The sequence below is a fragment of the Pseudarthrobacter woesei genome (genome assembly GCF_055412745.1).
This window is the reverse complement of the sequence record NZ_JBVAYU010000007.1, coordinates 136,026-162,908: the sequence shown is the minus strand read 5'-3', so window position 1 is coordinate 162,908 and position 26,883 is coordinate 136,026. Positions and strand designations below refer to the sequence as shown.

Below are 26,883 nucleotides of genomic sequence, written 5' to 3'. Positions count from 1 at the left end.
GATTGTTCCGAGAATTTTCCGGTGTCGGGGATTTTCAGCGTGCGACGGGGAGGAAACGACGTGTATTGTCCGTTCTGCCGTAACCCTGACTCCCGCGTCGTGGACAGCCGCATCGCCGACGACGGTTCCGCCATCCGGCGCCGGCGGCAGTGCCCCGAATGCGGCCGCCGTTTCACCACAGTGGAGACCACGAGCCTGACGGTGATCAAACGATCCGGCGTCGGCGAGCCGTTCAGCCGCAGCAAGGTCATCAACGGCGTGCGCAAAGCCTGCCAGGGACGTCCTGTCACGGAGGACGACCTCGCCCTGCTGGCGCAGGAAGTCGAGGAGACCATCCGGGCCTCCGGCGCCGCCGAGATCGACGCGCATGAAGTCGGCCTCGCCATCCTGAACCCGCTCCAGAAGCTCGACGAAGTCGCGTACCTGCGCTTCGCGAGCGTGTACCAGGCCTTCGAATCCCTTGAGGACTTCGAATCGGCCATCTCCCTGCTCCGCCATGAGGCGGAGACCAGGGGTCGGGAAGACAAGAGCTCGCAGAAGAGCCAGCTCTAGGCGGAATCACTACGGTTCAGCTTCACCGGCGCTCAAAAAACTCCGGTGGTGGTCGCGGAGGGGAAGCCGCGGCCACCACTGGCACCAACCAGGGTTCGGGTGGGAATCATCTGCCGCCGGAGACGGGCAGCACGGCGCCGGTGATGTACCCGGCCTCTTCGGACATGAGCCAGAGGACCGCGGCTGCCACCTCATGGGGTTCGGCTCCGCGGCCCATCGGGATGCTGGAATTGAGCCGCTCCATCCTGTCCGGCATGCCGGCCGCGGCATGAAGGCCCGTATTGGTGCTCCCCGGAGCCACGCAGTTCACCCGGATGCCCTGCGCCGCGACCTCTGCCGCCAGTCCCACGGTCAGCACGTCCACGGCACCCTTGGACGCCGCGTAGTGCACCCAGGTTCCCGGCGAGCCGGCCTTCGTGGCAGTCGAGGAGATGTTGACGATGGACCCGCCAGGGCCTCCCAATCCGGTGCTGAGCCGCCGGACGGCCTCCTGGCAGATGAAGATGAGCCCGGCCACGTTGACGTCGAGGACCCTGCGGACGGTGTCGGCAGGGACATCGGTAAGGGGTCCGATCAGGTTTCCTGTGATGCCGGCGTTGTTGATGACGGCGGCGAGAGTCCCGAGGGAGTCGGCGGCGTCGAACAGTCCGGCAACCGCGAGGGGGTCGCTGATGTCGGCCTGGACGGCCACCGCGGTCCCGCCGGCGGCATTGATGCCGTCCGCCACGGCGTCGGCGCCGTCCGCATCGGCCGAATAGTTCACGACGACGGCGTACCCGGCACGGGCGGCGCGGCGCGCGATTGCCGCGCCGATGCCGCGGCTGCCGCCGGTGACGATGACGACGGCGGGCCGGGGCGACGTCATGCCGCTACTTGGCGAGGCTGTGCTTGAGCGCAATCTCGATCGCCGCTCCGACGATTCCGGCGTCGTTCTTCAGCTCGGCCGGGACAATCGGCGTGCGCAGCTGCAGCCTTGGGAGGTATTCGTCCGCGCGCTTGGAGATGCCGCCGCCGACGATGAATAGTTCGGGGGAGAAAAGGAACTCTACGTGGGAGAGGTACCGCTGCAGCAGCACGCTGTACTGCTCCCAGCTCAGGCCGTCCCGTTCACGGGCGACGGCAGAGGCCTTGCTTTCGGCGTCGAAGCCGTCGATCTCGAGGTGGCCGAGTTCGGCGTTGGGGACGAGCTTGCCGTCGAAGATGAACGCCGAACCGATCCCGGTGCCGAGCGTGATCACAAGGACGGTTCCTGCGACTCCTTCGCCGGCACCGTAGCGGGCTTCGGCGAGGCCGGCGGCGTCAGCGTCGTTGATGACCTCGACGGGGCGGCCGAGGTGGGCGGTGAGCATGGCGTCGATATCCAGTTCCAGCCAGGACTTGTCGACGTTGGCGGCGGAGTGGACCACACCGTGCTGGATGATGCCGGGGAAGGTGACACCCACGGGGGAGTCGGCGGCCGGGGCATCCGGGCGGGCAGACAGCTCGGCGACGACCTGGGCCACGGCGTCGGCGACGGATTCGGGCGTGGACGGCTGCGGGGTGGGGATGCGCAGGCGGTCACCGACGAGCTTGCCCTTCTTCAGGTCCACGATCCCGCCCTTGATCCCGGTTCCGCCGATGTCGATGCCGATCAGCTGGGCGTTCTTCTTCGACTTCTCGTCCTTCTTGGCCAATGTGCTTCCGTTCGTGGCAGGGGCGGGCTAGCGGAGGTCCGGCCGGGGCCGGCGGGGAAGACCGGGATCTTCCGGGGTGGTGCGGGAATCAGGGCAGGGTAAGGATTTCCGCGCCGGATTCAGTCACGAGCAGGGTGTGCTCGAACTGCGCGGTGCGCTTGCGGTCACGGGTCACCACGGTCCAGTCATCGGGCCACATGTCCCAGTCAACGGATCCGAGGGTCAACATGGGTTCGATCGTAAAGACCATGCCGGTCTCCATGACCGTATTGTAGGCGGGGGCGGCGTCGTAGTGCGGGATGATCAGGCCGGTGTGGAAAGCCTCACCGACGCCGTGGCCGGTGAAGTCGCGGACGACGCCGTAGCCAAAACGCTTGGCGTAGGACTCGATGGTCCGGCCGATGACGTTGATCTCGCGTCCGGGGGCCACCGCGCGGATGGCGCGGTTCAGCGATTCCTGGGTGCGCTCGACGAGCAGCCGGGATTCCTCGTCGACGTCGCCCACGAGGAAGGTGGAGTTGGTGTCGCCGTGAACACCACCGATGAAGGCCGTGATGTCGATGTTGAGGATGTCGCCGTCCCGGACCACGGTGGTGTCCGGGATGCCGTGGCAGATCACTTCGTTCAGCGAGGAGCACAGTGACTTGGGGAAGCCGCGGTAGCCGAGGGTGGACGGGTAGGCCTTGTGGTCCAGGAGGAACTCGTGGCCCACGCTGTCCAGCTGGTCGGTAGTGACGCCGGGCTCAATGTGTTTTCCGACCTCCACAATGGCCTGGGCAGCAATCCGTGATGCGATCCGGATCTTCTCGATGGTCTCCGCGGACTTGACCTCTGAGCCCGTGAACTTGGCCGGTCCGGGCTTCCCCACATATTCGGGGCGCGGGATGGACACCGGGACGGGCAGCTGTGGGCTGACTGTTCCCGGGATCAGGGAACCGATGGGTGCAGTCGAAGCGAGAGAAGGCATAGATTGATTCTATAAGGAGTAGCCGAAAGCCGGGAAACAGAGGAGCACCGATGCCCGAATACTGGTACAACGTCAACACCCACGAGGTTGAAGTGGATGCCATGTCCGACTGGAGCCAGCTGATCGGCCCGTACAAGACCCGGGACGAAGCCGAGCACGCCCTCGAGAAGGTCAAGGCGCGCAACGAGACATGGGACAAGGGCGACGACGACGATTAGGCGCCGTCCACCGTCCGGGCCCGCCCCGGCGGCAGCCCGTGCACCATGCCCGGCACGATGCCGGGCACGGTGATGCTCGAGAAGCCGGCTTAGGGCCCGGCGACTAGAAGGAGTGTTGGGGGCCGGGGAACTGTCCTGAGCGGACGTCGTCGGCGTAGGCCGTGGCCGCGTCGCTGAGCGAGGTGCGCAGGTCCGCGTACTGCTTGACGAACTTCGCCATCTTGCCGCCGCGCAGGCCCGCCATGTCCTGCCACACGAGCACCTGGCCGGTGGTGGCGTTGCCCGCGCCGATACCGATGGTGGGCACAGCCACGGCTGCGTCCACGGCTGCCGCCGTCGCCGCCGGAACCATTTCCATCAGCACGCAGAACGCGCCGGCGTCGGCCAGCGCGACGGCGTCGTCGATCAGCCGCTGCGCGTCGTCGCCGCGGCCCTGGACCCGGTAGCCGCCGAGGGCATGCTCGCTTTGCGGCGTGAAGCCGATGTGCGCCATCACGGGAATGCCCGCCTGGACCATGGCGCGGACTGTCCCGGCGTAGAACTTGCCGCCCTCAATCTTGACGGCGTGCGCGAGTCCCTCCTTGAGGAACCGGACGCCGGTGGCCACGGCCTGCTGGGCGGAGACCTCGTAGCTGCCGAACGGCAGGTCCGCCACGACCAGCGCGCGCTTGGCCGAGCGGGTAACGGCACGGCACAAGGGGAGCAGTTCGTCCACGGTCACCGGGAGGCTGGTCTCGTTCCCGAAGACGTTGTTGGACGCCGAGTCGCCCACCAGGAGGACCTCGATACCGGCCTGGTCAAAGATTTCCGCCGTGTACTGGTCATACGCGGTCAGCATGGCAAAACGCTCACCGTTGAGTTTGGCCTGGTGCAGGTGATGGGTGCGGATCTTGGTTGCCGGCTTTCGCGGGGCGTCCGCGGGTGCTGCCGCCGGCGAGGACACTGCCGGGCCGGTGCCGTAGGGGGCCGCTATTTCTGCGGGCGTGCTGGAATCGGGGCTGATGCTTGTGGCCATGGCACGAGCGTAGTGCGGCACCGCGCGTCCTAGCTACCGGGGACCGGAGCGTGAACGGTGAAACCCGTCACACGGCGGCCGGCGGGAGCGACGCGTCCGGGCCTCCGGCGGCATATTTCGGCGCCCTTGTGTTAACGCTGTGTTACGCGGGGCGGCAGCGCCAGCATTCGGCGCCAATGCTTAGTAAAGTGAATCGTGAGCAGCTGTGGGCGCCATGCATGACGGGCCCGGGGCACGGACGAAAGAACCGGAAAGAGGCCAGTATGGACCGCCAGCAAGAGTTTGTCCTGCGGACGATCGAAGAGCGCGACGTGCGGTTCGTGCGCCTGTGGTTCACCGACGTCGTGGGATCGCTGAAGTCTGTGGCTCTCGCCCCGGCAGAAGTTGAGGGCGCCTTCGAGGAAGGCCTCGGCTTCGACGGTTCCTCCATCGAGGGGCTGGCCCGCGTCTTCGAATCCGACATGCTGGCCCAGCCTGACCCCGCCACGTTCCAGATCCTGCCCTGGCGCGGCGAGACCGAGGCGACGTCGCGGATGTTCTGCGACATCCTGACGCCCGACGGCGAGCCATCCTCCGCGGACCCGCGCAACGTCCTCAAGCGCAACCTGGCCAAGGCCGCGGACATGGGCTTCACCTGCTACACCCACCCCGAGATCGAGTTCTACCTGCTGAAATCCCAGCATCCGGGCCCCGACGGTTCGCCCATCCCGGTGGACGAGGGCGGCTACTTCGATCATGTCCCGGGCGGCGTGGCCCAGGACTTCCGCCGGACGGCCGTGACCATGCTCGAATCGGTGGGCATCTCCGTGGAGTTCAGCCACCACGAGGCCGGCCCGGGCCAGAATGAGATCGACCTGCGCTATGCGGACGCCCTGCAGACCGCGGACAACATCATGACGTTCCGCACGGTGATCAAGGAGGTCGCGCTGCAGCAGGGCACCTACGCCACGTTTATGCCGAAGCCGTTCACCGCCCACCCGGGATCCGGCATGCACACCCACTTCTCGCTCTTCGAGGGCGACACCAACGCCTTCTACGAGGCCGGAGCGGAATTCCAGCTCTCCGAGACGGCCCGTCAGTTCATGGCCGGCATCCTTAAGCACGCGCCCGAATTCACGGCGGTCACCAATCAGTTCGTGAACTCCTACAAGCGACTCTGGGGCGGGGGAGAAGCCCCGAGCTACCTCAGCTGGGGGCACAACAACCGCTCTGCCCTGGTCCGGGTGCCGCTCTACAAGCCGGGCAAGGGCCAGTCCGCACGGATCGAATACCGCGGCATCGATTCCGCGGCCAACCCCTACCTCGCCTACGCCGTGCTGCTCGGTGCAGGCCTGAAGGGCATCGAGGAGGGCTACCAGCTCCCCGCCGCCGCCGAGGACGACATCTGGTCCTTGAGTTCGGCCGAGCGCCGCGCCATGGGCCACGATCCGCTCCCGGCGTCCCTGCACGAAGCCATCCGGACCATGGAGGATTCGGAGCTTATGCCGCAAATCCTCGGCGAGCAGGTATTCGAGCACTTCCTGCGCAACAAGCGGGCGGAATGGCAGGACTATCGTCTCCAGGTCACGCCCTACGAGCTGCAGCGCAACCTCGGCATCCTTTAGGCGGCCCGGGTGAGCCTGGCACGACGCCTGATCGCCGCTGGTTTCAGCGATCTGGAAAAGGGCGAACGGTTCCTGGCCGCCCCGGAGCTCGACGGCCTCGACCGTGGGGCCCTGTTCTCCGGCCTGCAGCTCGCAGCGAACCCGGACACCGCCCTGCAGTCCCTCGTCCGGTTGATTGAAAAGCATCCGGACCTGCGGAAACTGGCCGTGGCGGAGCCGGAGCGCAGCGAACCGCTCTACCGGGTGCTCGGTGCCTCCGAAGCGCTCGGCGAATTCCTGATCCGCCACCCCGAACATCTCGACGCCTTCGAGGTGACGGCCAGCCCGGAGCCGCGGGCCGCGGACGCCGCGGTGCTGCGGGCACGGCTGCTGCACTCGGTGCGGGCCGATCCGAAGTCGGCAAGGCCGGTCGCCACCCTGACCGGCCAGGAAGGGTACGAGGCCCTCCGCACGGCGTACCGCCGCGGCCTCGTGGAGCTGGCGGTCAAGGACCTCTGCGCCGCGGATCCGCTGGACTTCATGCCCTCCGCCGGTGCCGAGCTCGCGGACCTGGCCGGGGCCGCCATCGAGGCCGCCCTCGCCGTCTCCCGGGCCGAAGCCGCCGGGCACTTCAGCGCCGCCGAGGTGGCCGACGTCGGACTCGCCGTGATCGGGATGGGCAAGTGCGGTGCCCGCGAGCTCAACTATATTTCCGACGTCGACGTCATCTACGTGATCGATTCCGGCGGGCTCGAAGACTCGCGCGCCAACACCATCGGCACGGCGCTGGCCTCGGGCATCTCCCGGGCGATCATGTCCACGAGCCGGGAACCCGGTCTGTGGGAAGTGGACGCCAACCTCCGCCCCGAGGGCAAATCGGGCCCGCTGGTCCGGACCCTGGCCTCGCACGAAAGCTACTACGCCCGCTGGGCCGAGAGCTGGGAATTCCAGGCCCTGCTGAAGGCCCGGACCATCGCCGGCGACACGAAACTCGGCGCGCGCTACGAGACCGCCATCGCCCCGCTGATCTGGTCCTCCGCCGGCCGCGAGGGGTTTGTGGAATCGGTCCGCTCCATGCGCCGCCGGGTGACCGAGCACATTCCCGCCGAGGAGGAGCAGCGGCAGATTAAGCTGGGCCGCGGCGGACTCCGCGACGTCGAGTTCACCGTCCAGCTGTTGCAACTCGTGCACGGAAAATCGGACGAATCCCTGCGCTGCCGCGACACCACCGCCGCCATCGCCGCGCTGTCGGCCGGCGGCTACATCGGCCGCTCCGACGCCGCCGAGTTTGACCGGGACTACCGCTACCTGAGGCTGCTCGAACACCGAATTCAACTCTTTCAGCTGCGCCGCACCCACCTCATGCCGGTCAAGGAAGCCTCGCTGCGCTCGCTCGCGAAGGCCGTGCTGGGACCCTTCGCCACCGAGCGGCCCAAACCCGATGCCCTGATGGCTGCCTGGCGCAAGACCAAGAAGTCCGTCCGGGAACTGCACGAACGCATCTTCTACCGACCCCTGCTCAACACCGCCGCCGCGCTCAGCAGCGAAGAGGCCAGGCTGACCCCGGAGGCCGCGCAGGGACGCCTCGCAGCCCTGGGCTACCTCGATCCGCGGGGCGCCATGCGCCACATCGAGGCGCTCACCGCCGGTGTCAGCCGCCGAGCCGCGCTCCAGCGCCAGCTCCTGCCAATCCTGCTCGGCTGGCTGGCCGAGGGCGTGGATCCCGACACCGGGCTCCTGGCCTTCCGCCGGGTCAGCGAGGCGCTCGGCACCACGCACTGGTACCTCGGTATGCTGCGGGATTCGACGGCGGCGGCCGAGCGGCTCTGCCACGTCCTCTCCAACTCCCGGCTGATCTCGGATCTGTTGGAAGTTTCCCCCGAGTCCGTGGCCTGGCTGGGCTCGGACAAGGAACTGGTGCCGTTGACGTTCGAGGCTCAGTGGCTCGAGATCGTCTCGAAGATGTCCCGGCATGCGGAGCCGGAAAGTGCCATGCGACTGATCCGGCTCATCCGGCGCCGCGAGATCCTGCGGATTGCGATCGCGGACAGCGCCGGGCTCCTGGACCAGGACCAGGTGGGCACCGCCCTCGCCGACACGGACCGCGCCGCGATCCTGGGCGCGCTGCGCGTCGCCGAAACCATGGTCACCGCCGGGGAGCCGCTCAAGACGCACGTGCTGGTGGTGGCGATGGGGCGCCAGGGCGGGCGGGAGATCGGCTACGGCTCGGATGCGGACGTGATGTACGTCCACCGCGGCCTGCCAGGGGTGCCCGAGGACGAGGCACAGGCCCAAGCCGCCCAGATTGTCGCGAAACTCTCAAACCTGCTGACCCAGCCGCTCAGGCCCGCCATCCTCGCCGAACGCGTCCTGATGGTGGATGCGGACCTTCGTCCCGAGGGCAAGAGCGGACCCATGGTGCGGTCACTGGAGTCCTACGCCGAGTACTACCGCCGGTGGTCGCTCGTGTGGGAGGCCCAGGCGCTGCTGCGCGCCCGCCCCATGGCCGGCGACGACTCACTGGCCACCGATTTTGTTGCCCTGGTGGACCCCATCCGGTACCCGGAAACCCTGTCCGAGACGGAAGTTCGGGAAGTCCGTCGCGTCAAGGCCCGCGTCGAATCCGAACGCCTGCCGCGCGGGGCGGACCCCGCCCGGCACCTGAAACTTGGCCGCGGTGGCCTGAGCGACGTCGAATGGCTGGCCCAGCTTCTCCAGCTCCAGCACGCGGGGCAGCAGCCGGAACTGCGGACCACATCCACCGTGGAGGCACTGGAAGCGGCGGCCGCCGTCGGGCTGCTGGAGCCGGGGGACGTGGTGATCCTGCTCCGGGCCTGGCGCCTGGCGAGCCGGATCCGCTCGGCCAACGTGATCTGGACCGGCCGGGCCTCGGATGTGCTGCCGTCTTCCCGCCGGGACCTTGAGGCGGTGGCCCGCTGGTGCGGTTACGGGCAGGGAAACGCCGCGGCCCTCGAGGAGGACTACCTGCGGCTCAGCCGGCGGGCCCGGAGCGTGTTCGAACGGGTGTTCTACGGCCAGTAGCGTTATCTGCGTGGATCCGCCGGATGGCCGGCAAGGGCTGACACGCCGTCCCCTGCGGTGCTATTTTTGAGCCCATGGCCAAGCAAATGTTCCTCAACCTCCCCGTCAAGGACCTCAACACGACGGTCGAATTCTTTACCGCGCTAGGTTTTTCCTTCAACCCCGACTTCACCGATGAGAACGCCACCTGCATGATCGTCAACGACGACGCGTTCGTGATGCTGCTGGTGGAGGGCTACTTCAAGACCTTCACCGCCAAGGCCATCGCCGATACCGGCAGCACCACCGAGGCCATCATGTCCTTCTCCCTGGACAGCCGCGAAGAGGTCGACGACATGATCCGGAAAGCCCTCACCTCCGGTGGCACACCGTCCCAGGAAGCCCAGGACTACGGCTTTATGTACACCCACAGCTTCCAGGATCCTGGCGGTCATCTTTGGGAAGTGTTCTGGATGGACCCGGCCGGACCCCCGAAGGACGCGGCGCTCTAGCCGGGCCCGCCTGAATCCGGCGGCGGCGGCGTCCGCCCCCGGGCTTGGGTACGCTTCTGTCATGTCTGAAAACGTGTGGCTGCTGCCGCTGAAGAACCTCGACGACGATGCCCGCGACATCAAACTGGGCGAGATCGCGGAGCTTGAAGTAACCGGGGAACAGCGGACGTTTGTTGGCGACCCGCTGCGGATGATGCTTGTGGGGCTGGAAGAAGATTTACGCCATCCCTTTGCGATTGACTCCAACGGTGCCGCAGTGGGCGTGCTGACGCTTCAGGGTGGTGCAGCCGCAGCCGCGGGCTGGGCGGAGAATGGCTCGGCCTGGCTGCTGCGCGGCTTCCTGATTGACCGCAGGCAACAGGGCAAGGGACTGGGCACCCTCGCTGCCGAGGCCGCCGTCCGGACGGCCGCGAAACTGACGGCGGCGCTCGGTGGCGGCCAGGCCGGCGTCGTGCTCTCCGTCAACGAACTCAACCCGGCCGGGCAGGCCGCCTACCGCAAAGCGGGGTTCGAGGACCGGGGCCGGTACCTGGGCGGCGGGGCCGGCCCGCAGCGGACCATGTACCGGGCGTTCTGAACGGCGCGTCGTAGGCCGGCGCGCATAAGCATCGACCCTGACACTGATCCGCGGACCGAGTTCTCGCCGCGGGCGGACGAACGCACCACCCTGGCCGGCTTCCCCAAGTGGCAGCGCCAGACCCTCGAACGGAAGTGATCGGGCCTGGACGCGGAAGAGTTGGCCCGCCGATCCGTCGATCCCTCCATGCTGTCCCTGCTGGGGCTCGTTCGCCACATGGCGGACGTCGAACACTACTGGTTCCGGCAGATGATGGCGGGGGGAGGACTCACCGGCGCCCTTCCACTCTGCCGCCGATCCGGACGAGGAATTCTGTGCAGCACAACCGGACGCGGACGCCGTCGAGGACTACTGGCAGGCCTGGCGCCGGGAGGCGGCCTAGCGGAATCGTCCATCGAGCAGGCCGATAGTCTGGACATCACGGGGAACGATCGCCGGCGGCTACAGCCCAAAGACAAGCGGCCCCCACCGGAAAGGTGGGGGCCGCCGTCGTGAAGGCTGCTAGCGACTAGACGCCGTAGTACAGCTCGAACTCATACGGGTTCGGGCGCAGCGAGAGCGGACGGATCTCGTACTCGTACTTGTACTCGATCCAGGTGTCGATCAGGTCCTGGGTGAAGACGCCGCCGGCCTGCAGGAACTCGTTGTCCTCGGCCAGGGCATCCAGGGCCTCCTCGAGCGTGCCGGGAGCCTTGGGAATGTCCTTGGCCTCCTCGGCGGGGAGCTCGTAGAGGTCCTTGTCGATCGGAGCCGGCGGTTCGATCCGGTTGCGGATACCGTCAATTCCGGCCATCAGCTGGGCAGCGAACGCCAGGTACGGGTTGGAGGAGGGGTCCGGAGCGCGGAACTCGATGCGCTTGGCCTTCGGGTTGGAGCCCGTGATAGGGATGCGGATGCCGGCGGAGCGGTTGCCCTGCGAGTAAACCATGTTGACCGGAGCTTCGAAGCCCTTGACCAGGCGGCGGTACGAGTTGACCGTCGGGTTGGTGAAGGCCAGCACGGCGGAGGAGTGCTTCAGCAGGCCGCCGATGTACCAGCGGGCCATGTCGGACAGCCCGGCGTACCCCTTTTCGTCGTAGAACAGCGGCTCTCCGGCGGTCCACAGCGACTGGTGGCAGTGCATTCCCGAACCGTTGTCACCGAAGACCGGCTTCGGCATGAAGGTGACAGACTTGCCCCAGGCATCGGCGGTGTTCTTGATGATGTACTTGAACTTCTGCAGATCATCCGCAGCCGCGGTCAGCGTCGTGAACTTGTAGTTGATCTCAGCCTGGCCGGCGGAACCGACCTCGTGGTGGCTGCGCTCAACCTCAAGGCCGGCCTCGTCGAGGGCCACACACATGGCGTCGCGAAGGTCGGCCTGCTTGTCAGTCGGGGAGACCGGGAAGTAGCCGCCCTTGACCGGGGTCTTGTAGCCGAGGTTTCCGCCCTCTTCTTCGCGGCCGCTGTTCCAGTGCGCTTCCTCGGAATCAATCTTGTAGAAGCTGCCCTGCGGGGAGGACTGGTACTGGACGTTGTCGAACACGAAGAACTCGGCTTCGGGCGCGAAGAACGCGGTGTCGGCGATGCCGGTCGAGGCGAGGTAGGCCTCGGCCTTTTCAGCCACGCCGCGGGGATCACGGTGGTACGGGTCGCCCGTGCGCGGGTTCACGATCGAGAAGTTCAGCGCGAGGGTCTTCTCCATGCGGAACGTGTCGAGGAATGCCGTCGTAACGTCCGGAATGAGCTGCATGTCCGACTCGGCGATGCCCTGGAAACCGCGGATCGAAGACCCGTCGAAAAGCTGGCCGTTGACGAAGAAGTCCGCGTCAACACTCTTGGCGGGCACGTTGAAGTGCTGCTGAACGCCAGGGAGGTCGGTGAAGCGAATATCAACGAATTTAACGTCTTCTTCTTTGATGAACTTGAGGACGTCGTCCGCAGTCTTGAACATCTATGCTCCTTACGCATATGAAAAGATCTGGCCGTCAGGCCGTGTGGTCCAGCGCAGTCCGACAACGGGGTACACCCGAAGGCCTGCCCCCGCTCCTATGCCGCTAGCAACTGTTACCACCCTAAGGACACGGGGTTTCCCCACGGTGTCCGCTTTGTTTCGGGCACGTTACGGAATGCCCTGACAGGTAAACGGTAGTCGCTGTCCACAGTGTGGCCTATCAGCTTCCACAGTGTGACCGTTGAAGTTCCACAGTGTGGACGGCCCCGGGCCGCCGGTCTTTGCCGATAGTCTTGGAGGGTGGTTGATCGTAAAGACATAGGCTCATGGCTCAGCGGGCCGGATACGTCCGGCATTTCGAAGTATCCCGGTGAGCGGCTGGGGCTCCCCGAATCCGGGCCTGGCTCGATTGCCCGCGCCGGACGCCGGATCCTCGCCATCTGCATTGACTGGGGGATCGCGCTGCTGATCAGCAACTTCGCCTTCGCCGGCAACCCCTGGTCCACCCTGGCCGTCTTCGCCGTCGAACAGTCCCTCCTGATCGGCACGCTGGGTTACAGCGTCGGCCACCGCACCGTCGGCATCCACGTGACCCGCCTCGGGGGCGGCCCCGCCGGCCCCCTTCCTGCCCTGGTCCGAAGCCTGCTGCTGTGCCTGGTCTTCCCTGCCGTCATCTTCGACCCGGACCAGCGGGGCCTGCATGACAAGGCCGTGAACACGGTGCTCGTCCGGATGTAGGTCTGCCGGGCGTCGCTGCGGCATGCCCGCCATGTCGAACCGGCGACGGCGCTTGGGAACCCGCGAGCCGAACGCGCCCCGCAACAGTGGCCAGGGCCGCAGGTCTCTCCGGACCCCGCCATTTGCCACACATGGCCGCTAAACAAGCCCGCAAAGCGGCCTTGTGCGTCCAATCGAGGGGGCGGCCGCTCGAACAGGTTAGATGCCGGCCGTCTCGCGTGCCGGCGTCGAGGCACCCTGTCCGGCCTTGACTGTCAGGTGGCCGTTGCGGCCGGCCCAGCGTTCAAACCAGACGGTGGCGAACGGAAAAACGGCGGACAGCCCCGCGAACAGTGCCACCCGGAACGGCCAGCGCTGCATGCCCCACAGGCTCAGGGCGGCGATGCCGTAGCCGATGAAGAGCGCCCCGTGGATGGGGCCGGCAATCTCAACGCCCAGCTCCGTGGTCCGGGTGACCCATTTAAGGAACATGCCAATCAGCAGGGCGGCCCAGCTGAAGCCCTCGGCGATGGCCAGCACCCGGAAGATACGGATCATGGCCGGCGTGGACGGCAGTTTCATGGCGGGGTCTCCGGGTTCTGTCCCGAAGGACGTTCGAAAGTGTCTGGGGCAGAAGTAACGCCCCGGCGGCCGGCCTGAAAGGCGGTCACCGGGGCGTTACTGTGGCTCTGGCGTTGTGGCCTAGCGTCCGCGGGCTGCTTTGCGGTCCGGACGGGCCTTGTACGGATCGATGCCCTTGGGGATCGGCAGACGGCTTCCGAGCGAGGAAATACGCTTGGAAACGGTGTTGACCTCAAGCTTGGTCAGCTCGTTTTTCAGCTTGGTCATCTTCTTCGCGACCTGGCTGATGGGAACCTGTCCCTCGCCGCGGCCGCTTTCAATCACGTGGATGGTGACGTTGGGAAGGATACGGGCGAGCCGCTTGCGTTCGGCGTCGACCAGGGGCTTGACCCGACTGCTGGGGCCTTCGCTGACGAGCACAACCCCGGGTCGGCCGATGGCGCGGAAGACGGCGTCCTGCGTACGGGGGTTGACCGCGACGGGCTGGTCCTCGGTGATCCAGCCTCGCTTGAGTGTGCCCAGCGCCGCGCCGGAGGCTCCGGGCTGGTTTTCGATCTGGGCGAAGGCAGCGCGCTCGGCCCGGCGGGACAGGATCAGTGTGGCCCCGAGGATGCCCAGCGGGATGCCGATGATCAGGCCGGTGATCCAGTTGTCCAGCAGGTAGCCAACAACAAAGCTGACGGCCACAACGCCGAGGAACGCGAGCAGCATAAGCCACGGAACCATCGGATCGTGCCGGCGGGTCATCTGGAAGACCTCGCCGATCTGCTTCAGCCGGCTCGGCTTCTTGACCTTCGCGGCCTTGGGCTTGCGGGAGAAAAAGCCGCGCTTGGGTGCGTCTGCAGCCGGAGTGGACGTGCTGGAGTCAGGGGAATTCGCCATAGTGCCTTAATTCTACGCGATCTATGGCTGAAGCCACGCCACCTACGGCTCCGGCGTCGCCCTCAACTCGGTCCTGATCCGGCTCCGCGAAAAGACTCGGCCTAGCCCGCGAGTACCTTGGATTTCTCCGCCGCGAACTCCTCGTCCTTGAGGAGCCGGGCTTCCTTAAGCTGACCTAGTTCCCTGATCTTGGCGATCTTTTCGTCCATCGACAGCGCGGCCGGCGGCGCCCCCTGCGGGGCCTGAATCTGAGCCGACGCCTGTGCGGCCGCCTGGTCGACGATGGCCTGCTGCTGTGCTGCAGCATCCTGCTGTTGCACGGCAGCGCTTTGAAGCCTGCCTCTGGCTTATGCGGCCGCTCACCGCCGTCGCGGTTCCAGCGATGACCGCTGTGCGCGCCAAGTACGGTTCCGGGTTCAATCCGGGACGGGGCCAAAGGACCTCCATGCCCAAATGCCCTACCGGGGGATCCCGCGCCAAAATGGCGACACGGCCTGGCCCGGCACCGGAGTCAGGAGTGCGCCGCGATCAGCGAGCTGGCTTCCTGGCGGGTGCTTCCGGAGCTTTCGATGTGGGCAAGCTCGGCGGGGATTTCCCAGCCCTTCTTGCGCATCGCGGTTGCCCACAGCCGGCCCGCGCGGTAGGAGGAACGCACCAGCGGACCGGACATGACGCCGAGGAAGCCGATCTCGTCCGCTTCCTGCTGCAGGTCCACGAATTCCTGCGGCTTGACCCAGCGGTCCACCGGCAGGTGACGCTCGCTGGGGCGCAGGTACTGGGTGATGGTGATCAGGTCGCAGCCGGCGTCGTGCAGGTCCTTCAGCGCCTCGGAGATTTCCTCGCGGGTCTCGCCCATGCCCAGGATCAGGTTGGACTTCGTGACCATGCCGAGCTTGCGGCCCTGCGTGATGACATCCAGCGACCGCTCGTAACGGAACGCGGGGCGGATGCGCTTGAAGATCCGCGGAACGGTCTCGACGTTGTGCGCGAACACCTCGGGCTTGGAGTCGCAGATCGCCTCGATGTGTTCCGGCTTGCCGGAGAAGTCCGGGATGAGCAGTTCGACGCCGGTACCCGGGTTCAGTTCGTGGATCTTGCGGACCGTTTCGGCATAGAGCCAGACGCCCTCGTCGGCAAGGTCGTCGCGGGCCACGCCGGTGACGGTGGCGTAGCGGAGTTGCATCGCCAGGACCGAGCGGGCCACCTTGGTGGGCTCGAAGACATCCACGGGGGAGGGCTTGCCGGTGTCGATCTGGCAGAAGTCGCAACGCCGGGTGCACTCGGAGCCGCCGATCAGGAAGGTGGCTTCCTTGTCTTCCCAGCATTCGAAGATGTTGGGGCAGCCGGCCTCTTCACACACGGTGTGGAGGCCTTCCTTTTTGACGAGGTTCTTGAGCTGGACGTACTCGGGGCCCATATGGACCTTGGCCTTGATCCACTCGGGCTTACGTTCCACCGGGGTGGCCGCATTGCGCTGCTCAATACGCAGCATTTTCCGGCCTTCTGGTGCCAGTGTCACAGTAGAGCTCCTTCATGGTTTGCAACTAGCGCTTCTTCATTGTTGCGCAGTTCTTCGATGATCCGCGAAACGAGGTCGGCGGGGGTGATGTCCCTGCCCGTCTCTTGCGAGATGGTGGTGACGCCGGCGTCGGTGATGCCGCAGGCGATGATCTGCGCGTACGGGGCGAGGTCGTTGTTGCAGTTGATCGCGAAGCCGTGCATGGTGACGCCCTCGTGGACGCGGATTCCGATGGCGGCGATCTTGCGCGCCGGACCCTTCTCATCCTGCTCGAGCCAGACGCCGGCGCGGCCCTTGATGCGTACCGCCGCGATGCCGTAGTCGGCCAGTACGGCGATGATCACGGCTTCCAGACGCTCCACGTAGTCGCGGATGCCGGCCGGGTTCTTGAGCTTGATGACCGGGTAGCCGACGAGCTGGCCGGGGCCGTGCCAGGTGAGTTTGCCGCCGCGGTCCACCGGGACAACGGGGGTCCCGTCGAAGGGGCGTTCGTTGTCCTCGGTGCGTTTACCCGCCGTGTAGACGGCGGAGTGTTCGAGCAGGAGGACCGTGCTGGGCGACGTGCCGGCGGCGACTTTCCCGTGCAGCTCGCGCTGGATGTCCCAACCGCGGGTGTAATCGACGAAATCCGGGGCGAGACCAAGCCGGGAGAACTCAAGAGTCATGGCATCCAGCTTAGACCCGGACCGCCGCCGGGCCCGATTGTGTGTCCAAGCTCTCATGCCTGTGGATAACTTCTGCGGGATTCCGCGGGATCGGCTATTCCTAGGGTATGGAAGATGACGCGCCGGCCCGCGGCAGGGCCCCCGAGGTTCCCGGATACGACGTCGGCCGTTGCCTGGGCCGCGGCGGCAGCGCGACGGTCTGGCTGGTGACCGAACAGTCGACGGGCCGCACGTACGCCCTCAAGTGGTTCGCCGGCCGTTCGGCTGCGGACACCGCAACGGCGGAGGGCCGGGATCCGGCGGAGGGGATGCGTCGTGAGGTACGGATACTCTCCGCCCTGGATCACGATCATCTGGTAAAGGCCCGCTCGGTGCTGCGTATGCGCTCTCCGCTCGGCGGTGCGCCCGAGGGGGCCGGCGCCGGCGAAGAGGGGCTGGGGCTCGTGCTGGACTACGCGCCCGGCGGATCGCTGGGCGGGCTCGTGGCCGGCCGGGGGAAGCTGGGCCCGGGGGAGACGGTGACGGTCCTGACTCCCATCGCGCAGGCCTTGGCCTACCTGCACGGCCACGGCTTCACCCACGGTGACCTGTCTCCCGGCAACGTGCTCTTCACCGCCCACGGCAAGCCGCTGCTGGCCGATCTGGGCGTGGCGAGGATGGTGGCCGATCCCGACGCCGTATCCCGGGCCGGGACGGAGGGTTTCCGCGACCCCGCCCCGGTGGATGCCGTCCGGGCGGGGCTGCAGCCGGAGCGGGACGTCTATTCGCTGGCCGCCCTGGGCTGGTATTGCCTGACCGGCAGGGCTCCGGAGGCGGGGCCGCAGCGGCCGCCTCTGCCCTTGCTGGTGCCGGGTGTTCCGGCTGCGCTGGCGGCGGCCCTGGAAGCCGGGATGAACGAGGACCGGCGGCAGCGGCCCTCGGCCGGGGAATTCGCCGCCGCAATCTACCGCAGCGCCGAAGCGGCGCCGGTGGACCTGTCCGTGTCCGTCCACCCCACGGTCATCCCGGAGTTGCTGACCCGGCGCGCCCCGCCCAGCACCGCACGGCAGCGGCGGGCGGGGAGACTGCGGGGCTGGAGACTGCGGGGCTGGCGACTGCGGGGCTGGCTGGGCAGGCGCAGGGCTCCGCTCGGGCCGGTCACGCAGGCGGCATCCGGGGTGCGGCCGGGGCCACGGCGCCAAGGCGCAGCTCCGGCCGGTGCCCACCGTCGCCAGGCGGGCTCCAGCCCGGGGGCCGGGCGTCGCCGTCTCCGGGCAGTCTCCCTCAGGTTGGCGGCCGTCGCACTGCTCGCCGTCGCACTGTTGACCGGCGCGCTGCTGGGCGGGGCCTGGCTGCTGGCCGGCGGACGGGTAAGCCCGGAGCTCCTTGCGGCGCCCGGCACGGGGGCCGAAGCGGCAGCCGCGCCGGACCGGCCCGGGGCAGTGCCGCCGGCCGGGGCCGATGCCGCGGCTGAGGTGCGGCCGGATCTGGATGCCCTGCTGGCATCGGCGGACCCGGAAGAGGCGGTTCGGGCCCTGGCGCGGCTACGCTCCCTTGCATTCAGCTCCGGGAACTTCCGGCTGCTGGAGCAGGTCAATGTCCCGGCATCGTCGGCCGCCGCGGCGGACGGCCGGATCAGCGCCCTGCTTACGGAGTCCGGGCACGTGCTCGCCGGCTTCTCGACCGTCCTGACGCGGGTGGAGAGTGCCGCCGGCGGCACCCCGACCCGGGCCGTGGTCGCCGTCAGTGCGGCCACCACGCCGTACCGGGAGCAGGGCCCAGCAGGGGAAATCGTGGCGGAAGCGGCCGCCGCGGCTGAACAGCGGCTGCGGCTGGTCCTCGTTCCCGTCGGCGGCCGCTGGCGGATCCAGGAAATCCTGCCGGAGGTTTCTTCCCCCGGCTAGTCGCTCTCCGCCACCCACGCAGCAGCCTGTGCCAGGGAGGGGTGCCGCCACCCGAAACCGGCCCTGCTGAGCACCGCCGGCTCCATCCGCTGGCTTGCAAGCAGCAACTCATCCGCGAGCCTGCCCATCACCAGCCGCAGCACCGGCGCCGGGACGCGCAGCACCGCGGGACGGCGGACGGCGCCGGCCAGCCGGGCGATCAGCGAATTCACGTCCGCGCTCTCGGGGGCGCAGACATTAACCGGACCGGACACCGGGGCAGCGAGCAGGAAGGCGAAGGCGCCGGCAACATCCGGGAGCGTCACCCACGGCCAGTACTGCCGGCCATTGCCCAGCGGACCTCCCACACCGAGGCGCAGCAGCGGCATCAGCCTTCCCAAGGCGCCACCTGAACGGCTCAGGACGACGCCGGTGCGGGGCGTGACGACGCGCACGCCCGCGGGAGCCTCGTGCGCGGCGGACTCCCAGTCCACGCAGATCCGGGCCAGGATGCCGCTGCCGGCCGGCGCGTCCTCGCGCAACTCCACCGGGCCTGCATCTCCGTAGTACCCGGAGGCCGACTGGCTCAGGAACACCGCCGGCGGAGTGTCCAGCCGCCCCATGGCCGCCGTGAGCGTCCGGGTGGCCCCCAGCCGCGAGTTGCGGAGTTCGTTGATGCGGGACCGGGTCCAGGGCCGGTCTCCGATGCCCGCGCCGGAAAGGTTGATGACGGCGTCGGCGCCCTTCAGTGCGGTGTCATCGATCCGCCCCTCCGCAGGGTCCCACCGGAACTCGGAGGGTGCCGCCGGCGGGCGCCGGACCAGCGTCCCGACGTCGTGCCCGGCGGTGCGCAGGGTGCTGGAAAGGGTTGTTCCGATCAGTCCGGAGGCTCCGGCGACAATGATTCGCATGATCCATCTCACCATGCCCGGCACGGCCGGGACACCTCCCGGGAGGGCGGGCGGTGTTGACTATGATCTAACGATGACCTCTTCGAGTTACTTCCGTTTCCCGCATCTGCACGGCGATCTGGTCACTTTCGTGGCCGAGGACGACGTCTGGATTGCGCCCCTTGGCGGCGGGCGCGCCTGGCGCGTGTCCTCGCTGCAACTGCCTGTCCGCAACCCCCGGTTCACCCCGGACGGCAAGCGCCTGGTGTGGACAGTGATTCAGGGGACGGCACCGGAAGTCGTCACTGCGGATGTCGACGGCGGCGGCTACCGCCAGCTGAGCTACTTCGGCCACAGCTCCACCCGGGTCCGGGGCTTCACCCCCGGCGGGGACGTCGTTGTGACCAGTGCGTTCCGGCAGCCCGACAGCCGGCACACCCACGCCTACAGCCTTCCCGTCGCCGGCGGCTGGGCCAGCGAACTCCCGTTCGGCCCCGTCGAGTCCGTAGCCTTTGGGCCCGAGGTCGGCGACGAACGCCCCGTGGTTCTGGCCAGTGTGCTCTCGCGTGAGCCCGCCTGGTGGAAGCGCTATCGCGGCGGCGCCGCCGGGAAGCTGTGGATCGACGGCGACGGAAACGGCGAGTTCGAACGGCTCGTTGCCGAGCTCAACGGCAACCTGACCGACCCGATGTGGGTTAACGGCCGGATTGCCTTCCTGTCCGACCACGAGGGCTACGGCAACCTCTACTCGGTGCTGCCGAATGGCACCGACCTCCGCCGCCACACGGACCACGAGGACTTCTACGTCCGGCACGCCGCCACCGACGGCCGTCGCGTTGTGTTCGAATCCGCCGGTGAGCTTTGGCTGCTGCCCGACCTCGGCTCGGACGCCGTCAGGCTGGACATCACTCTCGGCTCCGCGTCCCAGGCCCGCCGCGCGGCGCCGCTGAAGCCCTCCCGGCACCTTGGCGACGTCGCCCCGGACCGTACCGGCGGATCCAGCGCCGTCGAAGCCCACGGCACCCTTCACTGGCTGCGGCACAAAGATGGCCCGTCCCGCGTCCTCGAAGCCACGCCCGGAGTCCGGGCCCGGCTGCCACGCCCCTTCGGCGAAGGCCGGATCGCCTACGTGGCGGACAACGACGGCGTCGAAGCCCTGTACTTGAAGGCCATCGCCGCCCCGCTGGACGGCGGCAACAAGACCGGCGGGCGCCGGCTGGCTGCACCAGTTGACCCGGCTCCCGCGGCAGCCCCGGAACAATCCGCCGCGGCCGAGGATTCCAACGCCGGAACGCCGCTCCCGCAGCCGGTCTCCGCCGCCTCGCTCACCCGCCCCGGCGCCGTCGCCCCGGTAACCGCTCCGGCCGCCGGAACCGACCCTGACGGTGCCGACACCGCCGGCCCCGCAGAAGGCAGCGACGCCTCGACGCAGGACGGCCAGGCCTCCCGGCAGCTGGCCCGGATTGACTTTCCCAAGGCGACCCGGGCCAGCGCCATCGAGGCCAGCCCGGACGGCAACTGGCTCGCCGTCGGCACCGCCTTCGGGGACATCTACCTGGCGGACACCCGCACCGGCACCCTGGCGCTCGTCAGCAGCATCGGCGAAGGCAGCATCGACGGTTTCACCTGGTCCCCGGATTCGGCGTGGCTGGGCTGGTCCGAGCCGGTCACTTCGTTCGGCTCCCGCAGCCGGCTGCGGATCACAAAGGTCGACGCCGCCCAGGCATCCGGGGGCCCGACGCGCGCCATCATCGATGTCACGGACGGCCGCTTCCGCGACGAATCACCGTCGTTCACGCCGGACGGCAAGTTCCTCGCCTTCCTCTCCAACCGCAGCTTCGACCCCGTCTACGACGGCCACTCCTTCGACCTGTCCTTCCCGAGCCCGATCAAGCCCTACCTCGTTGCCCTCGCCGCTGACACACCCTCGCCGTTTGGACCCACCGTTGACCTCCTGGACGAGGCCGTCGCCGGAGATGCCGGTGCTGACTCCCGCGACGGTTCAGCGAAGGACCCGGTTCCCGCCGTTTTCGTCGACGCCGAGGGCCTGGCCCACCGCGTCATCAGCGTGCCCGTGCCGCAGGGAAACTACTCCGGACTGACCGCCACGCCCGGGGCGCTGCTCTGGCTGGACAACGAGCTCTCCGGCGTCACCGGCGAAGGCCGCGCCAGCCTCACGGACAAGAACGCGGCACCGAGCCTGGTCCGCTTCGATCTTGCCAAACGCCGCACCACCACGATCGTGGAGGCGCTGGATAGCTACCGCCTCTCCGGCGACGGCGAGAAGGTCGTCTTCCTCCAGGACAAGCAGATCCGCGTTTCGCCCGCCGATGCCAAGGCGGACGAGGAGTCCGGCCAGTTGGTCAAGGTGGATCTGAACCGGATCCGCGTGCAGTTGGATCCGCTCAGCGTCTGGGGCCAGGCTTTCGATGAGGCCTGGCGCCTGCAGCGGGACTTCTTCTGGACCGAGGATATGGCCGGCCAGGACTGGAACTCGGTCCACGCCCGCTACCGGCCGATCGTGGACCGCCTCGGCTCTCACGACGACCTCGTGGACCTGCTCTGGGAGCTTCACGGCGAACTGGGCACCTCGCACGCCTACGTCCGCCCGGCCGCCGTCGCCGAGAACGGCAGCAATGGGCAAGGCCGCCTCGGCGCGGACCTTGCGTTCACCAGCGGGGGCTGGGAAATCACCCGGATTCTCGCGGGGGAGTCCTCCGACCCGCTCGCCACCTCGCCGCTGACCCGCCCCGGCGCGGACGCCAAGCCCGGCGACGTGCTGCTGGCCATCGACGGCGTGGAGCTCACCGAATCCCGCACGCCTGCCATGCAGCTGGCCGGCGCCGCGGGACGCGCCGTGGAACTCACGCTGCGCAACGGCCCCCGCCACGGTGACCAGGCCGGGAAACAGCGCCGTGTGGCGGTTGTTCCGGTCCGGGACGAGGAGCGGCTGCGGTACCAGGAATGGGTTGCCGCCAACCGCCGGACCGTGCGGGAAGCGTCGCAGGGGACCTTCGGCTACCTCCATATCCCGGACATGATGGCAAACGGCTGGGCGCAGCTGCACCGCGACCTCGACACCGAAACGGCCCTCGACGGACTGATCGTGGACGTCCGCCGCAACCGCGGAGGCCACACTTCCCAGCTTGTGGCGGAACTCATCGGACGCAAGGTCACCGGTTGGAGCATGCCCCGCGGCGAGAAGCCCCGGACCTACCCGCACCACGCACCGCGCGGTCCGGTTATCATCCTGACCGATGAATTCGCCGGCTCCGACGGCGACATCATCACCCAGGTCTCCAAGCTGCGGGGAATCGGCCCGGTCATCGGCACCCGGACGTGGGGCGGCGTCGTCGGCATCGACAACCGCTTTGCCCTGGCCGACGGGACCGGAGTCACCCAGCCCCGGTATGCCACCTGGTTCTCCGGCGGCGTGGGCTGGGGCGTCGAGAATTTCGGCGTCGCCCCTGACATCGAAGTGACCTTCCCGCCGCACGCCTACGCCGCGGGCACCGATCCGCAGCTGGAATACGGCATCGGCGCGCTGAAGGAAATGATCCAGGAGCTGCCCACCGACCGGCCGCCGCTGCGGGAAGGCTACCGCCGGGTGCGTCCCGCGCCGCTTCCCGCCCGCCGGCACGGCCACTAGCGGGCATCTTCGTTAGTTCGTCGGGGGTCTAGGTCTACGGGGCGGGATGGCCCGGCTCATGGACATGCCCCGCGCCGGCCCCGGCGGGTGGACATATTCCGGTTATGCCCGGTCCCGGGTGCGGGGACTGGGCATGTCCCCCCGCGGAGCGGCCCGGCTCCCCGCGGCCCGGCTCCCCGCCGCCGGACGCACTCAACGCTTCACTCGAGCAGCCGGGCGCCCGTGCCGTGACGGTCCTGCCCAGTTGCTTCGACGCCCGGCCCAAAAAGCGCGCGGAATTCCGGGCTTTGCCCGGGGCGGCAGGCGGCCGTACGGCGGGCAACCGGGAAGGAGCGCACCCGTTGGCTGTCTGCGCGCTGGCTGCGCCTGGCAACGTACACGAAAATGACAACCGGACGGGGCATGCCCCGCGCCGGGGCCGGCGGGTGGACATATTCCGGTTATGCCCGGTCCCGGGTGCGGCGAATGGGCATGTCCTCCCGGCGCGAAAAGGTCCTGGCCGCCCGTTAGATTTTTAGAGTCCCCGAAGGCGCTGAACATCGCCGGCTCAAACGGCGAAGGCCCCCGCTCCCTGACCAGCAGGGAACGGGGGCCTTCGCCGTTGGCGCGTCGGGCGTTAGGAGGCCAGAGTCGCGTCCAGGGTGATCTTGATGCCGGTGAGGGCGGCCGAGACGGGGCAGCCCACCTTGGCTTCCTCGGCGATCCGCTGGAATTCGTCTTCCGTGATTCCCGAGATCCGCGCGCTTACGGTCAGGTGGCTGTCCGTGATGCCGGTGCCGGGCACAAACGTGACATCCGCCTTGGTGTTGACTTCCTCGGGGGCGTGACCTGCCTGGGCGAGGGCGAGGCTGAAGGCCATCGAGAAACAGGCCGAGTGCGCCGCCGCGATGAGCTCTTCGGGGCTCGTCTTTCCTTCGGATGCCTCGGCACGCGCCCGCCAGGTGACATCGAAGTTACCGAGGCCGGAGCTGTCCAGGGTCGTGTTGCCGGCGCCCGTCATCAGGTCGCCATTCCATACAGTGTGTGCTGTGCGTGTTGCTGCCATGTCCACTCCTCAAGGTCGTTGTGATCCCACGGATCCGGCGATCCGCCGGATCATGCCGTGTCCCATCCTAGGGATTCGGCGCCTCCTGCGCACCGGTGTCCGCTCTAAGAGGATTGTGACCACGTACAGTGTCGTCATGGAAATCAGCGAACCCGGTGCGGCGCCCTCGGCACGGATCGCCACGATCATGGTCAACGCGGTGGACGCCGAACGCCTGGCCGCGTTCTGGGCCGCACTGCTCGGAACCCGCGTCTCCTCCCGATTCGACCAGTTCGTCTGGCTGACGCCGGCCGGCCCCGGAGCACCGCAGCTGGCCTTCCAGCAGGTCGAAGAACCCACGGCGGGCAGGCGCCGCCTGCACCTTGACATCCACGGCCCTGATCCCGGGGCGCTGCGCGCTCTCGCCGAATCCCTCGGCGCCCGGTTCGTGGAGGGCAATGACCTCGGCGATTTCCACTGGGACGTGATGCACGATCCGGAAGGCAATGAGTTTTGCATCGCCGGCGACTGAGCCATTCCCCGGAACGACGACGGCGACGGAACGACGACGGCGACGCCCCCCGCCCGGGGTGCGTCGCCGTCGTCGTCGCGTTAGTGGCGTATTACTGCCAGAGGGTTGCGATGGCCACGTTTAGGAGGGCCAAGCCGCCGACGCTGTGCGCGAGGCCCTTGCCGACGTCCTCACCTTTTTTGTACTTGCGACGGCCCAGGAAAGCCAGGACACCGACCGCCAGGGCAACGGCGAACTTGACGCCGAGCTTGACGTAGTCCGGATCGGCGAACCTGGGAATCGTCTGTCCCAGGACGGGAATCAGTCCCATCAGGGCGATGCCGGTGAGGAGCTGCAGCATCGCGCCGTCGAACTGGCGGGGATGGACTGTGGGCTTCTTCATCTGGCCGATCCAGATGCCCACGATCATGGCTGCGCCGACGATGTGCAGGAAGACCACGATGTTATAGACAAGTTGCATGGCCTCAGTCTAGCCAGAAGGTTCTACGCACCGTAGTACGACCCGCCCTTGCCACGACACAGCCTGTCCCGGGCACAAAAACGGCGACACCGGTACGGGCGCCGGAGGGTTTCCCTTCCGCTGCCCGCACCGCCGCCGCCGGTGTTCGTGAACGCCTCCACGCCGGAGGCCAGAGGCTAGAGCCCCAGGTCTGCCTCGAACGAGCCCTCTTCGAGGCGTGCCCGCAGGGTCTGCAGGAAGCGTCCCGCGTCGGCGCCGTCCACCAGGCGGTGATCGTACGTCAGGGAGAGGTACATCATCGAACGGATCGCCAGCGAGTCATCGCCGTTCTCGTCGGCGACGACGACGGGCCGCTTGACGATCGCGCCGGTGCCCAGGATGGCCACGTTCGGCTGGTTGATGACCGGGGTGTCGAAGAGCGCGCCCACGGAACCGATGTTCGTGATGGAGAACGTGCCTCCGGAGAGCTCGTCCGGGCCGATCTTGCCCTGGCGGGTGCGCGAGGCAACATCGGCGATCTTGCCGGCCAGGCCGGCGAGGTTCAGGTCGCCGGCCTTGGCGATCACCGGGACCAGCAGGCCCTTTTCGGTGTCCACCGCAATCGCCAGGTGCTCGGCGTTGTGGTAGGTGATCTCCTGCGCTTCCTCGTTGTACTCTGCGTTGAGCTTCGGGTGCTGCTTCAGGGCCTCGGCCACGGCCTTGGCGATGAACGGCAGGAACGTCAGCTTGACGCCGTTGGTGGCGAGGAAGCCATCCTTGGCGGCGGTGCGCAGCTTGGCGATGCGCGTCATGTCCACCTCGTGCACCTGGGTCAGCTGGGCGGAGACATCCAGCGACTCGCGCATGCGGCGGGCAATGACCTGGCGGATCCGCGGGGCCTTCTGCACGCTGCCACGCAGCGAGGAGGGTTCAGCGGAGGGACGTGCGGCCGGAGCAGCGGACGCTGCCGGTGCGGCTGCCGCGGGGGCCGGAGCTGCCTTGGCCTCCGCGGCTGCCAGCACGTCCTGCTTGCGGATACGGCCGCCGACGCCGGTGCCGGCGAGTGTGCTGATGTCAACACCCTGCTGGTTGGCCAGCTTTCGGACCAGAGGAGTGACGTAGCCGGACTCGGCCGGCGCAGCAGCCTGGCTGGCCTGCGGGGCGGCCGGAACTGCCTGCGGGGCGGCCGGAACTGCCGCCTTCTCGGGTGCAGCAGGAGCGGGAATCTCCTGCTTGGGTGTCTCCTGCTTGGGGGCCTCGGCGGGGGCCGGAGCAGCCGGGGCCTCCTGCTTGGGGGCCTCAGGAGCAGGAGCCGCGGCAGGTGCCGCCGCGGCGGCGGATCCGATCACGGCCAGGACGGCGCCCACCTCGGCCGTTTCATCCTCGTTGACGCGGATTTCCTGCAGTGTGCCCGCAACGGGGGACGGGATCTCGGTGTCAACCTTGTCGGTGGAAACCTCGAGCAGCGGCTCGTCCACCTCGACGGCGTCGCCGATGCTCTTGAGCCAGCGCGTAACGGTGCCTTCTGTGACGCTCTCGCCGAGTGCGGGGAGCGTGACTTCGTGGCTGTCGCCGGCCGTGGCGGCGGCGGGGGCTGCGGCCGCGGGTGCTTCCTTGGCGGGTGCTTCGGCAGACGGAACCTCGGCAGGTGCTTCCTCAACGGGGGCCTCAGCGGCTGCCTCGGCGGCGGGGGCCTCAGCGGCTGCCTCGGCGGCGGGGGCGGCTTCGCCTGCGGAACCGGAGCCATCGCCAATGCGGACCAGAGCGGCGCCGACCTCAGCGGTCTCGTCTTCGGCGACGAGGATTTCCTCGATCACGCCGGCGATCGGAGAAGGGATCTCGGTGTCTACTTTGTCGGTGGAAACTTCGAGCAGCGGCTCGTCCACCTCTACCCGGTCACCTACCTGCTTGAGCCAGCGGGTGACGGTTCCTTCGGTGACACTCTCACCGAGGGCGGGCAAGTTAACGGTTTCAGACATGTCGTCCCCGTTCTCCTTATTGATCTTTTGTGCGGATGATTGCTGCCTTGTTCGAGCTTAGTGCACCCGGTTTTTATGCCGGATGCACTAAG

At 68.0% G+C, this 26,883-nt stretch carries 25 protein-coding genes; 11 read left to right on the top strand and 14 right to left on the bottom strand.

The window, feature by feature from the left end; translation table 11 throughout:
- The first annotated feature begins 60 nt into the window (after positions 1 to 60).
- Positions 61 to 552, top strand: a complete 492-nt coding sequence (gene nrdR / locus ACZYZE_RS12075; protein ID WP_463907894.1) for a transcriptional regulator NrdR — start codon at positions 61 to 63, stop codon at positions 550 to 552.
- A 106-nt stretch (positions 553 to 658) separates the two neighbouring features.
- Here nrdR and ACZYZE_RS12070 read toward each other — a convergent pair whose 3' ends face one another.
- The 3 genes from ACZYZE_RS12070 to map form a co-directional block, all read right to left on the bottom strand.
- Complete coding sequence (locus ACZYZE_RS12070) at positions 659 to 1,417, bottom strand: SDR family oxidoreductase (protein WP_463907892.1); 759 nt, start codon at positions 1,415 to 1,417, stop codon at positions 659 to 661.
- Positions 1,418 to 1,421: 4 nt separating this feature from the next.
- Positions 1,422 to 2,225, bottom strand: coding sequence for a polyphosphate--glucose phosphotransferase (ppgK, locus tag ACZYZE_RS12065; RefSeq protein WP_459317170.1), 804 nt, complete (start codon positions 2,223 to 2,225; stop codon positions 1,422 to 1,424).
- An 88-nt stretch (positions 2,226 to 2,313) separates the two neighbouring features.
- Positions 2,314 to 3,192 (bottom strand): type I methionyl aminopeptidase, encoded by an 879-nt coding sequence (gene map / locus ACZYZE_RS12060; protein ID WP_459317171.1) that lies wholly within the window; start codon positions 3,190 to 3,192, stop codon positions 2,314 to 2,316.
- Positions 3,193 to 3,242: 50 nt separating this feature from the next.
- Here map and ACZYZE_RS12055 point away from each other — a divergent pair, with 50 nt between their 5' ends.
- Positions 3,243 to 3,410: an SPOR domain-containing protein gene (locus ACZYZE_RS12055; RefSeq protein ID WP_459317172.1), complete on the top strand. Its 168-nt coding sequence runs from the start codon at positions 3,243 to 3,245 to the stop codon at positions 3,408 to 3,410.
- A gap of 103 nt (positions 3,411 to 3,513) precedes the next feature.
- Here ACZYZE_RS12055 and panB read toward each other — a convergent pair whose 3' ends face one another.
- Entirely contained in the window at positions 3,514 to 4,425 is a 912-nt protein-coding gene (gene panB, locus ACZYZE_RS12050; protein WP_463907890.1) for a 3-methyl-2-oxobutanoate hydroxymethyltransferase, read from the bottom strand.
- Between the two features lie 263 nt (positions 4,426 to 4,688).
- Here panB and glnA (ACZYZE_RS12045) point away from each other — a divergent pair, with 263 nt between their 5' ends.
- The 5 genes from glnA (ACZYZE_RS12045) (at position 4,689) to ACZYZE_RS12025 (ending at position 10,613) form a co-directional block, all read left to right on the top strand.
- Positions 4,689 to 6,029: a type I glutamate--ammonia ligase gene (glnA, locus tag ACZYZE_RS12045; RefSeq protein ID WP_459317174.1), complete on the top strand. Its 1,341-nt coding sequence runs from the start codon at positions 4,689 to 4,691 to the stop codon at positions 6,027 to 6,029.
- 9 nt (positions 6,030 to 6,038) lie between these two features.
- Positions 6,039 to 9,050: a bifunctional [glutamine synthetase] adenylyltransferase/[glutamine synthetase]-adenylyl-L-tyrosine phosphorylase gene (locus ACZYZE_RS12040; protein ID WP_463907888.1), complete on the top strand. Its 3,012-nt coding sequence runs from the start codon at positions 6,039 to 6,041 to the stop codon at positions 9,048 to 9,050.
- Positions 9,051 to 9,124: 74 nt separating this feature from the next.
- On the top strand, positions 9,125 to 9,541 hold the full coding sequence (locus tag ACZYZE_RS12035) for a VOC family protein (protein ID WP_463907886.1): 417 nt from the start codon (positions 9,125 to 9,127) through the stop codon (positions 9,539 to 9,541).
- Between the two features lie 61 nt (positions 9,542 to 9,602).
- Positions 9,603 to 10,118: a GNAT family N-acetyltransferase gene (locus ACZYZE_RS12030; RefSeq protein WP_459317177.1), complete on the top strand. Its 516-nt coding sequence runs from the start codon at positions 9,603 to 9,605 to the stop codon at positions 10,116 to 10,118.
- 144 nt (positions 10,119 to 10,262) lie between these two features.
- Positions 10,263 to 10,613 carry a mycothiol transferase gene (locus ACZYZE_RS12025; RefSeq protein WP_463907972.1) on the top strand — a complete coding sequence of 117 codons (351 nt, stop codon included), beginning with the start codon at positions 10,263 to 10,265 and terminating at the stop codon, positions 10,611 to 10,613.
- 13 nt (positions 10,614 to 10,626) lie between these two features.
- Here ACZYZE_RS12025 and glnA (ACZYZE_RS12020) read toward each other — a convergent pair whose 3' ends face one another.
- A complete protein-coding gene (glnA, locus tag ACZYZE_RS12020; protein ID WP_463907884.1) occupies positions 10,627 to 12,051 on the bottom strand; it encodes a type I glutamate--ammonia ligase in 1,425 nt (474 codons plus the stop codon).
- 300 nt (positions 12,052 to 12,351) lie between these two features.
- Between glnA (ACZYZE_RS12020) and ACZYZE_RS12015 the strand changes: the two genes are divergently transcribed.
- Positions 12,352 to 12,789, top strand: a complete 438-nt coding sequence (locus ACZYZE_RS12015) for an RDD family protein (RefSeq protein ID WP_463907882.1) — start codon at positions 12,352 to 12,354, stop codon at positions 12,787 to 12,789.
- A 198-nt stretch (positions 12,790 to 12,987) separates the two neighbouring features.
- On the opposite strand, the gene ACZYZE_RS12010 is transcribed toward ACZYZE_RS12015, so the two are convergent.
- The 5 genes from ACZYZE_RS12010 to lipB form a co-directional block, all read right to left on the bottom strand.
- Positions 12,988 to 13,350 carry a DUF3817 domain-containing protein gene (locus ACZYZE_RS12010; RefSeq protein ID WP_459317180.1) on the bottom strand — a complete coding sequence of 121 codons (363 nt, stop codon included), beginning with the start codon at positions 13,348 to 13,350 and terminating at the stop codon, positions 12,988 to 12,990.
- Positions 13,351 to 13,470: 120 nt separating this feature from the next.
- On the bottom strand, positions 13,471 to 14,232 hold the full coding sequence (locus ACZYZE_RS12005) for a DUF4191 domain-containing protein (RefSeq protein WP_459317181.1): 762 nt from the start codon (positions 14,230 to 14,232) through the stop codon (positions 13,471 to 13,473).
- A 101-nt stretch (positions 14,233 to 14,333) separates the two neighbouring features.
- A complete protein-coding gene (locus ACZYZE_RS12000) occupies positions 14,334 to 14,552 on the bottom strand; it encodes a hypothetical protein (RefSeq protein ID WP_459317182.1) in 219 nt (72 codons plus the stop codon).
- Positions 14,553 to 14,743: 191 nt separating this feature from the next.
- Positions 14,744 to 15,751 (bottom strand): lipoyl synthase, encoded by a 1,008-nt coding sequence (gene lipA, locus ACZYZE_RS11995; RefSeq protein ID WP_459317183.1) that lies wholly within the window; start codon positions 15,749 to 15,751, stop codon positions 14,744 to 14,746.
- Positions 15,748 to 16,473 carry a lipoyl(octanoyl) transferase LipB gene (lipB, locus tag ACZYZE_RS11990; RefSeq protein WP_459317184.1) on the bottom strand — a complete coding sequence of 242 codons (726 nt, stop codon included), beginning with the start codon at positions 16,471 to 16,473 and terminating at the stop codon, positions 15,748 to 15,750. Before lipB ends, lipA begins: the two co-directional genes overlap by 4 nt.
- A 50-nt stretch (positions 16,474 to 16,523) precedes the next feature.
- On the opposite strand from lipB, the gene ACZYZE_RS11985 reads away from it, so the two are divergent.
- Positions 16,524 to 18,299, top strand: coding sequence for a serine/threonine protein kinase (locus ACZYZE_RS11985; protein WP_463907879.1), 1,776 nt, complete (start codon positions 16,524 to 16,526; stop codon positions 18,297 to 18,299).
- On the opposite strand, the gene ACZYZE_RS11980 is transcribed toward ACZYZE_RS11985, so the two are convergent.
- Positions 18,296 to 19,189 (bottom strand): TIGR01777 family oxidoreductase, encoded by an 894-nt coding sequence (locus tag ACZYZE_RS11980; RefSeq protein ID WP_459317186.1) that lies wholly within the window; start codon positions 19,187 to 19,189, stop codon positions 18,296 to 18,298. The two genes, ACZYZE_RS11985 and ACZYZE_RS11980, sit on opposite strands and share 4 nt — an antisense overlap.
- 73 nt (positions 19,190 to 19,262) lie before the next feature.
- Here ACZYZE_RS11980 and ACZYZE_RS11975 point away from each other — a divergent pair, with 73 nt between their 5' ends.
- The gene (locus ACZYZE_RS11975; RefSeq protein WP_463907877.1) at positions 19,263 to 22,817 is read left to right on the top strand and encodes a S41 family peptidase; all 3,555 of its coding nucleotides are present in this window, start codon (positions 19,263 to 19,265) and stop codon (positions 22,815 to 22,817) included.
- Between the two features lie 616 nt (positions 22,818 to 23,433).
- Here ACZYZE_RS11975 and ACZYZE_RS11970 read toward each other — a convergent pair.
- Entirely contained in the window at positions 23,434 to 23,862 is a 429-nt protein-coding gene (locus ACZYZE_RS11970; protein ID WP_459317188.1) for an OsmC family protein, read from the bottom strand.
- Positions 23,863 to 23,998: 136 nt separating this feature from the next.
- Here ACZYZE_RS11970 and ACZYZE_RS11965 point away from each other — a divergent pair, with 136 nt between their 5' ends.
- Positions 23,999 to 24,373: a VOC family protein gene (locus ACZYZE_RS11965; protein WP_459317189.1), complete on the top strand. Its 375-nt coding sequence runs from the start codon at positions 23,999 to 24,001 to the stop codon at positions 24,371 to 24,373.
- A 91-nt stretch (positions 24,374 to 24,464) separates the two neighbouring features.
- Here ACZYZE_RS11965 and ACZYZE_RS11960 read toward each other — a convergent pair whose 3' ends face one another.
- Together ACZYZE_RS11960 and sucB are read right to left on the bottom strand one after the other, a co-directional pair.
- Positions 24,465 to 24,833 carry a hypothetical protein gene (locus ACZYZE_RS11960; RefSeq protein ID WP_459317190.1) on the bottom strand — a complete coding sequence of 123 codons (369 nt, stop codon included), beginning with the start codon at positions 24,831 to 24,833 and terminating at the stop codon, positions 24,465 to 24,467.
- 176 nt (positions 24,834 to 25,009) lie between these two features.
- A complete protein-coding gene (gene sucB / locus ACZYZE_RS11955) occupies positions 25,010 to 26,791 on the bottom strand; it encodes a 2-oxoglutarate dehydrogenase, E2 component, dihydrolipoamide succinyltransferase (protein ID WP_463907874.1) in 1,782 nt (593 codons plus the stop codon).
- Positions 26,792 to 26,883 lie beyond the last annotated feature (92 nt).

Bases quoted from the DNA above. Each gene is read 5' to 3' on its own strand.
- ACZYZE_RS12070 (WP_463907892.1), bottom strand. From the start codon at position 1,417: ATGACGTCGCCCCGGCCCGCCGTCGTCATCGTCACCGGCGGCAGCCGC.
- map (WP_459317171.1), bottom strand. From the start codon at position 3,192: ATGCCTTCTCTCGCTTCGACTGCACCCATCGGTTCCCTGATCCCGGGA.
- ACZYZE_RS12055 (WP_459317172.1), top strand. From the start codon at position 3,243: ATGCCCGAATACTGGTACAACGTCAACACCCACGAGGTTGAAGTGGAT.
- panB (WP_463907890.1), bottom strand. From the start codon at position 4,425: ATGGCCACAAGCATCAGCCCCGATTCCAGCACGCCCGCAGAAATAGCG.
- glnA (WP_459317174.1), top strand. From the start codon at position 4,689: ATGGACCGCCAGCAAGAGTTTGTCCTGCGGACGATCGAAGAGCGCGAC.
- ACZYZE_RS12035 (WP_463907886.1), top strand. From the start codon at position 9,125: ATGGCCAAGCAAATGTTCCTCAACCTCCCCGTCAAGGACCTCAACACG.
- ACZYZE_RS12030 (WP_459317177.1), top strand. From the start codon at position 9,603: ATGTCTGAAAACGTGTGGCTGCTGCCGCTGAAGAACCTCGACGACGAT.
- glnA (WP_463907884.1), bottom strand. From the start codon at position 12,051: ATGTTCAAGACTGCGGACGACGTCCTCAAGTTCATCAAAGAAGAAGAC.
- ACZYZE_RS12010 (WP_459317180.1), bottom strand. From the start codon at position 13,350: ATGAAACTGCCGTCCACGCCGGCCATGATCCGTATCTTCCGGGTGCTG.
- ACZYZE_RS12005 (WP_459317181.1), bottom strand. From the start codon at position 14,232: ATGGCGAATTCCCCTGACTCCAGCACGTCCACTCCGGCTGCAGACGCA.
- lipB (WP_459317184.1), bottom strand. From the start codon at position 16,473: ATGAGAGCTTGGACACACAATCGGGCCCGGCGGCGGTCCGGGTCTAAG.
- ACZYZE_RS11985 (WP_463907879.1), top strand. From the start codon at position 16,524: ATGGAAGATGACGCGCCGGCCCGCGGCAGGGCCCCCGAGGTTCCCGGA.
- ACZYZE_RS11980 (WP_459317186.1), bottom strand. From the start codon at position 19,189: ATGCGAATCATTGTCGCCGGAGCCTCCGGACTGATCGGAACAACCCTT.
- ACZYZE_RS11975 (WP_463907877.1), top strand. From the start codon at position 19,263: ATGACCTCTTCGAGTTACTTCCGTTTCCCGCATCTGCACGGCGATCTG.
- ACZYZE_RS11970 (WP_459317188.1), bottom strand. From the start codon at position 23,862: ATGGCAGCAACACGCACAGCACACACTGTATGGAATGGCGACCTGATG.
- ACZYZE_RS11965 (WP_459317189.1), top strand. From the start codon at position 23,999: ATGGAAATCAGCGAACCCGGTGCGGCGCCCTCGGCACGGATCGCCACG.
- ACZYZE_RS11960 (WP_459317190.1), bottom strand. From the start codon at position 24,833: ATGCAACTTGTCTATAACATCGTGGTCTTCCTGCACATCGTCGGCGCA.
- sucB (WP_463907874.1), bottom strand. From the start codon at position 26,791: ATGTCTGAAACCGTTAACTTGCCCGCCCTCGGTGAGAGTGTCACCGAA.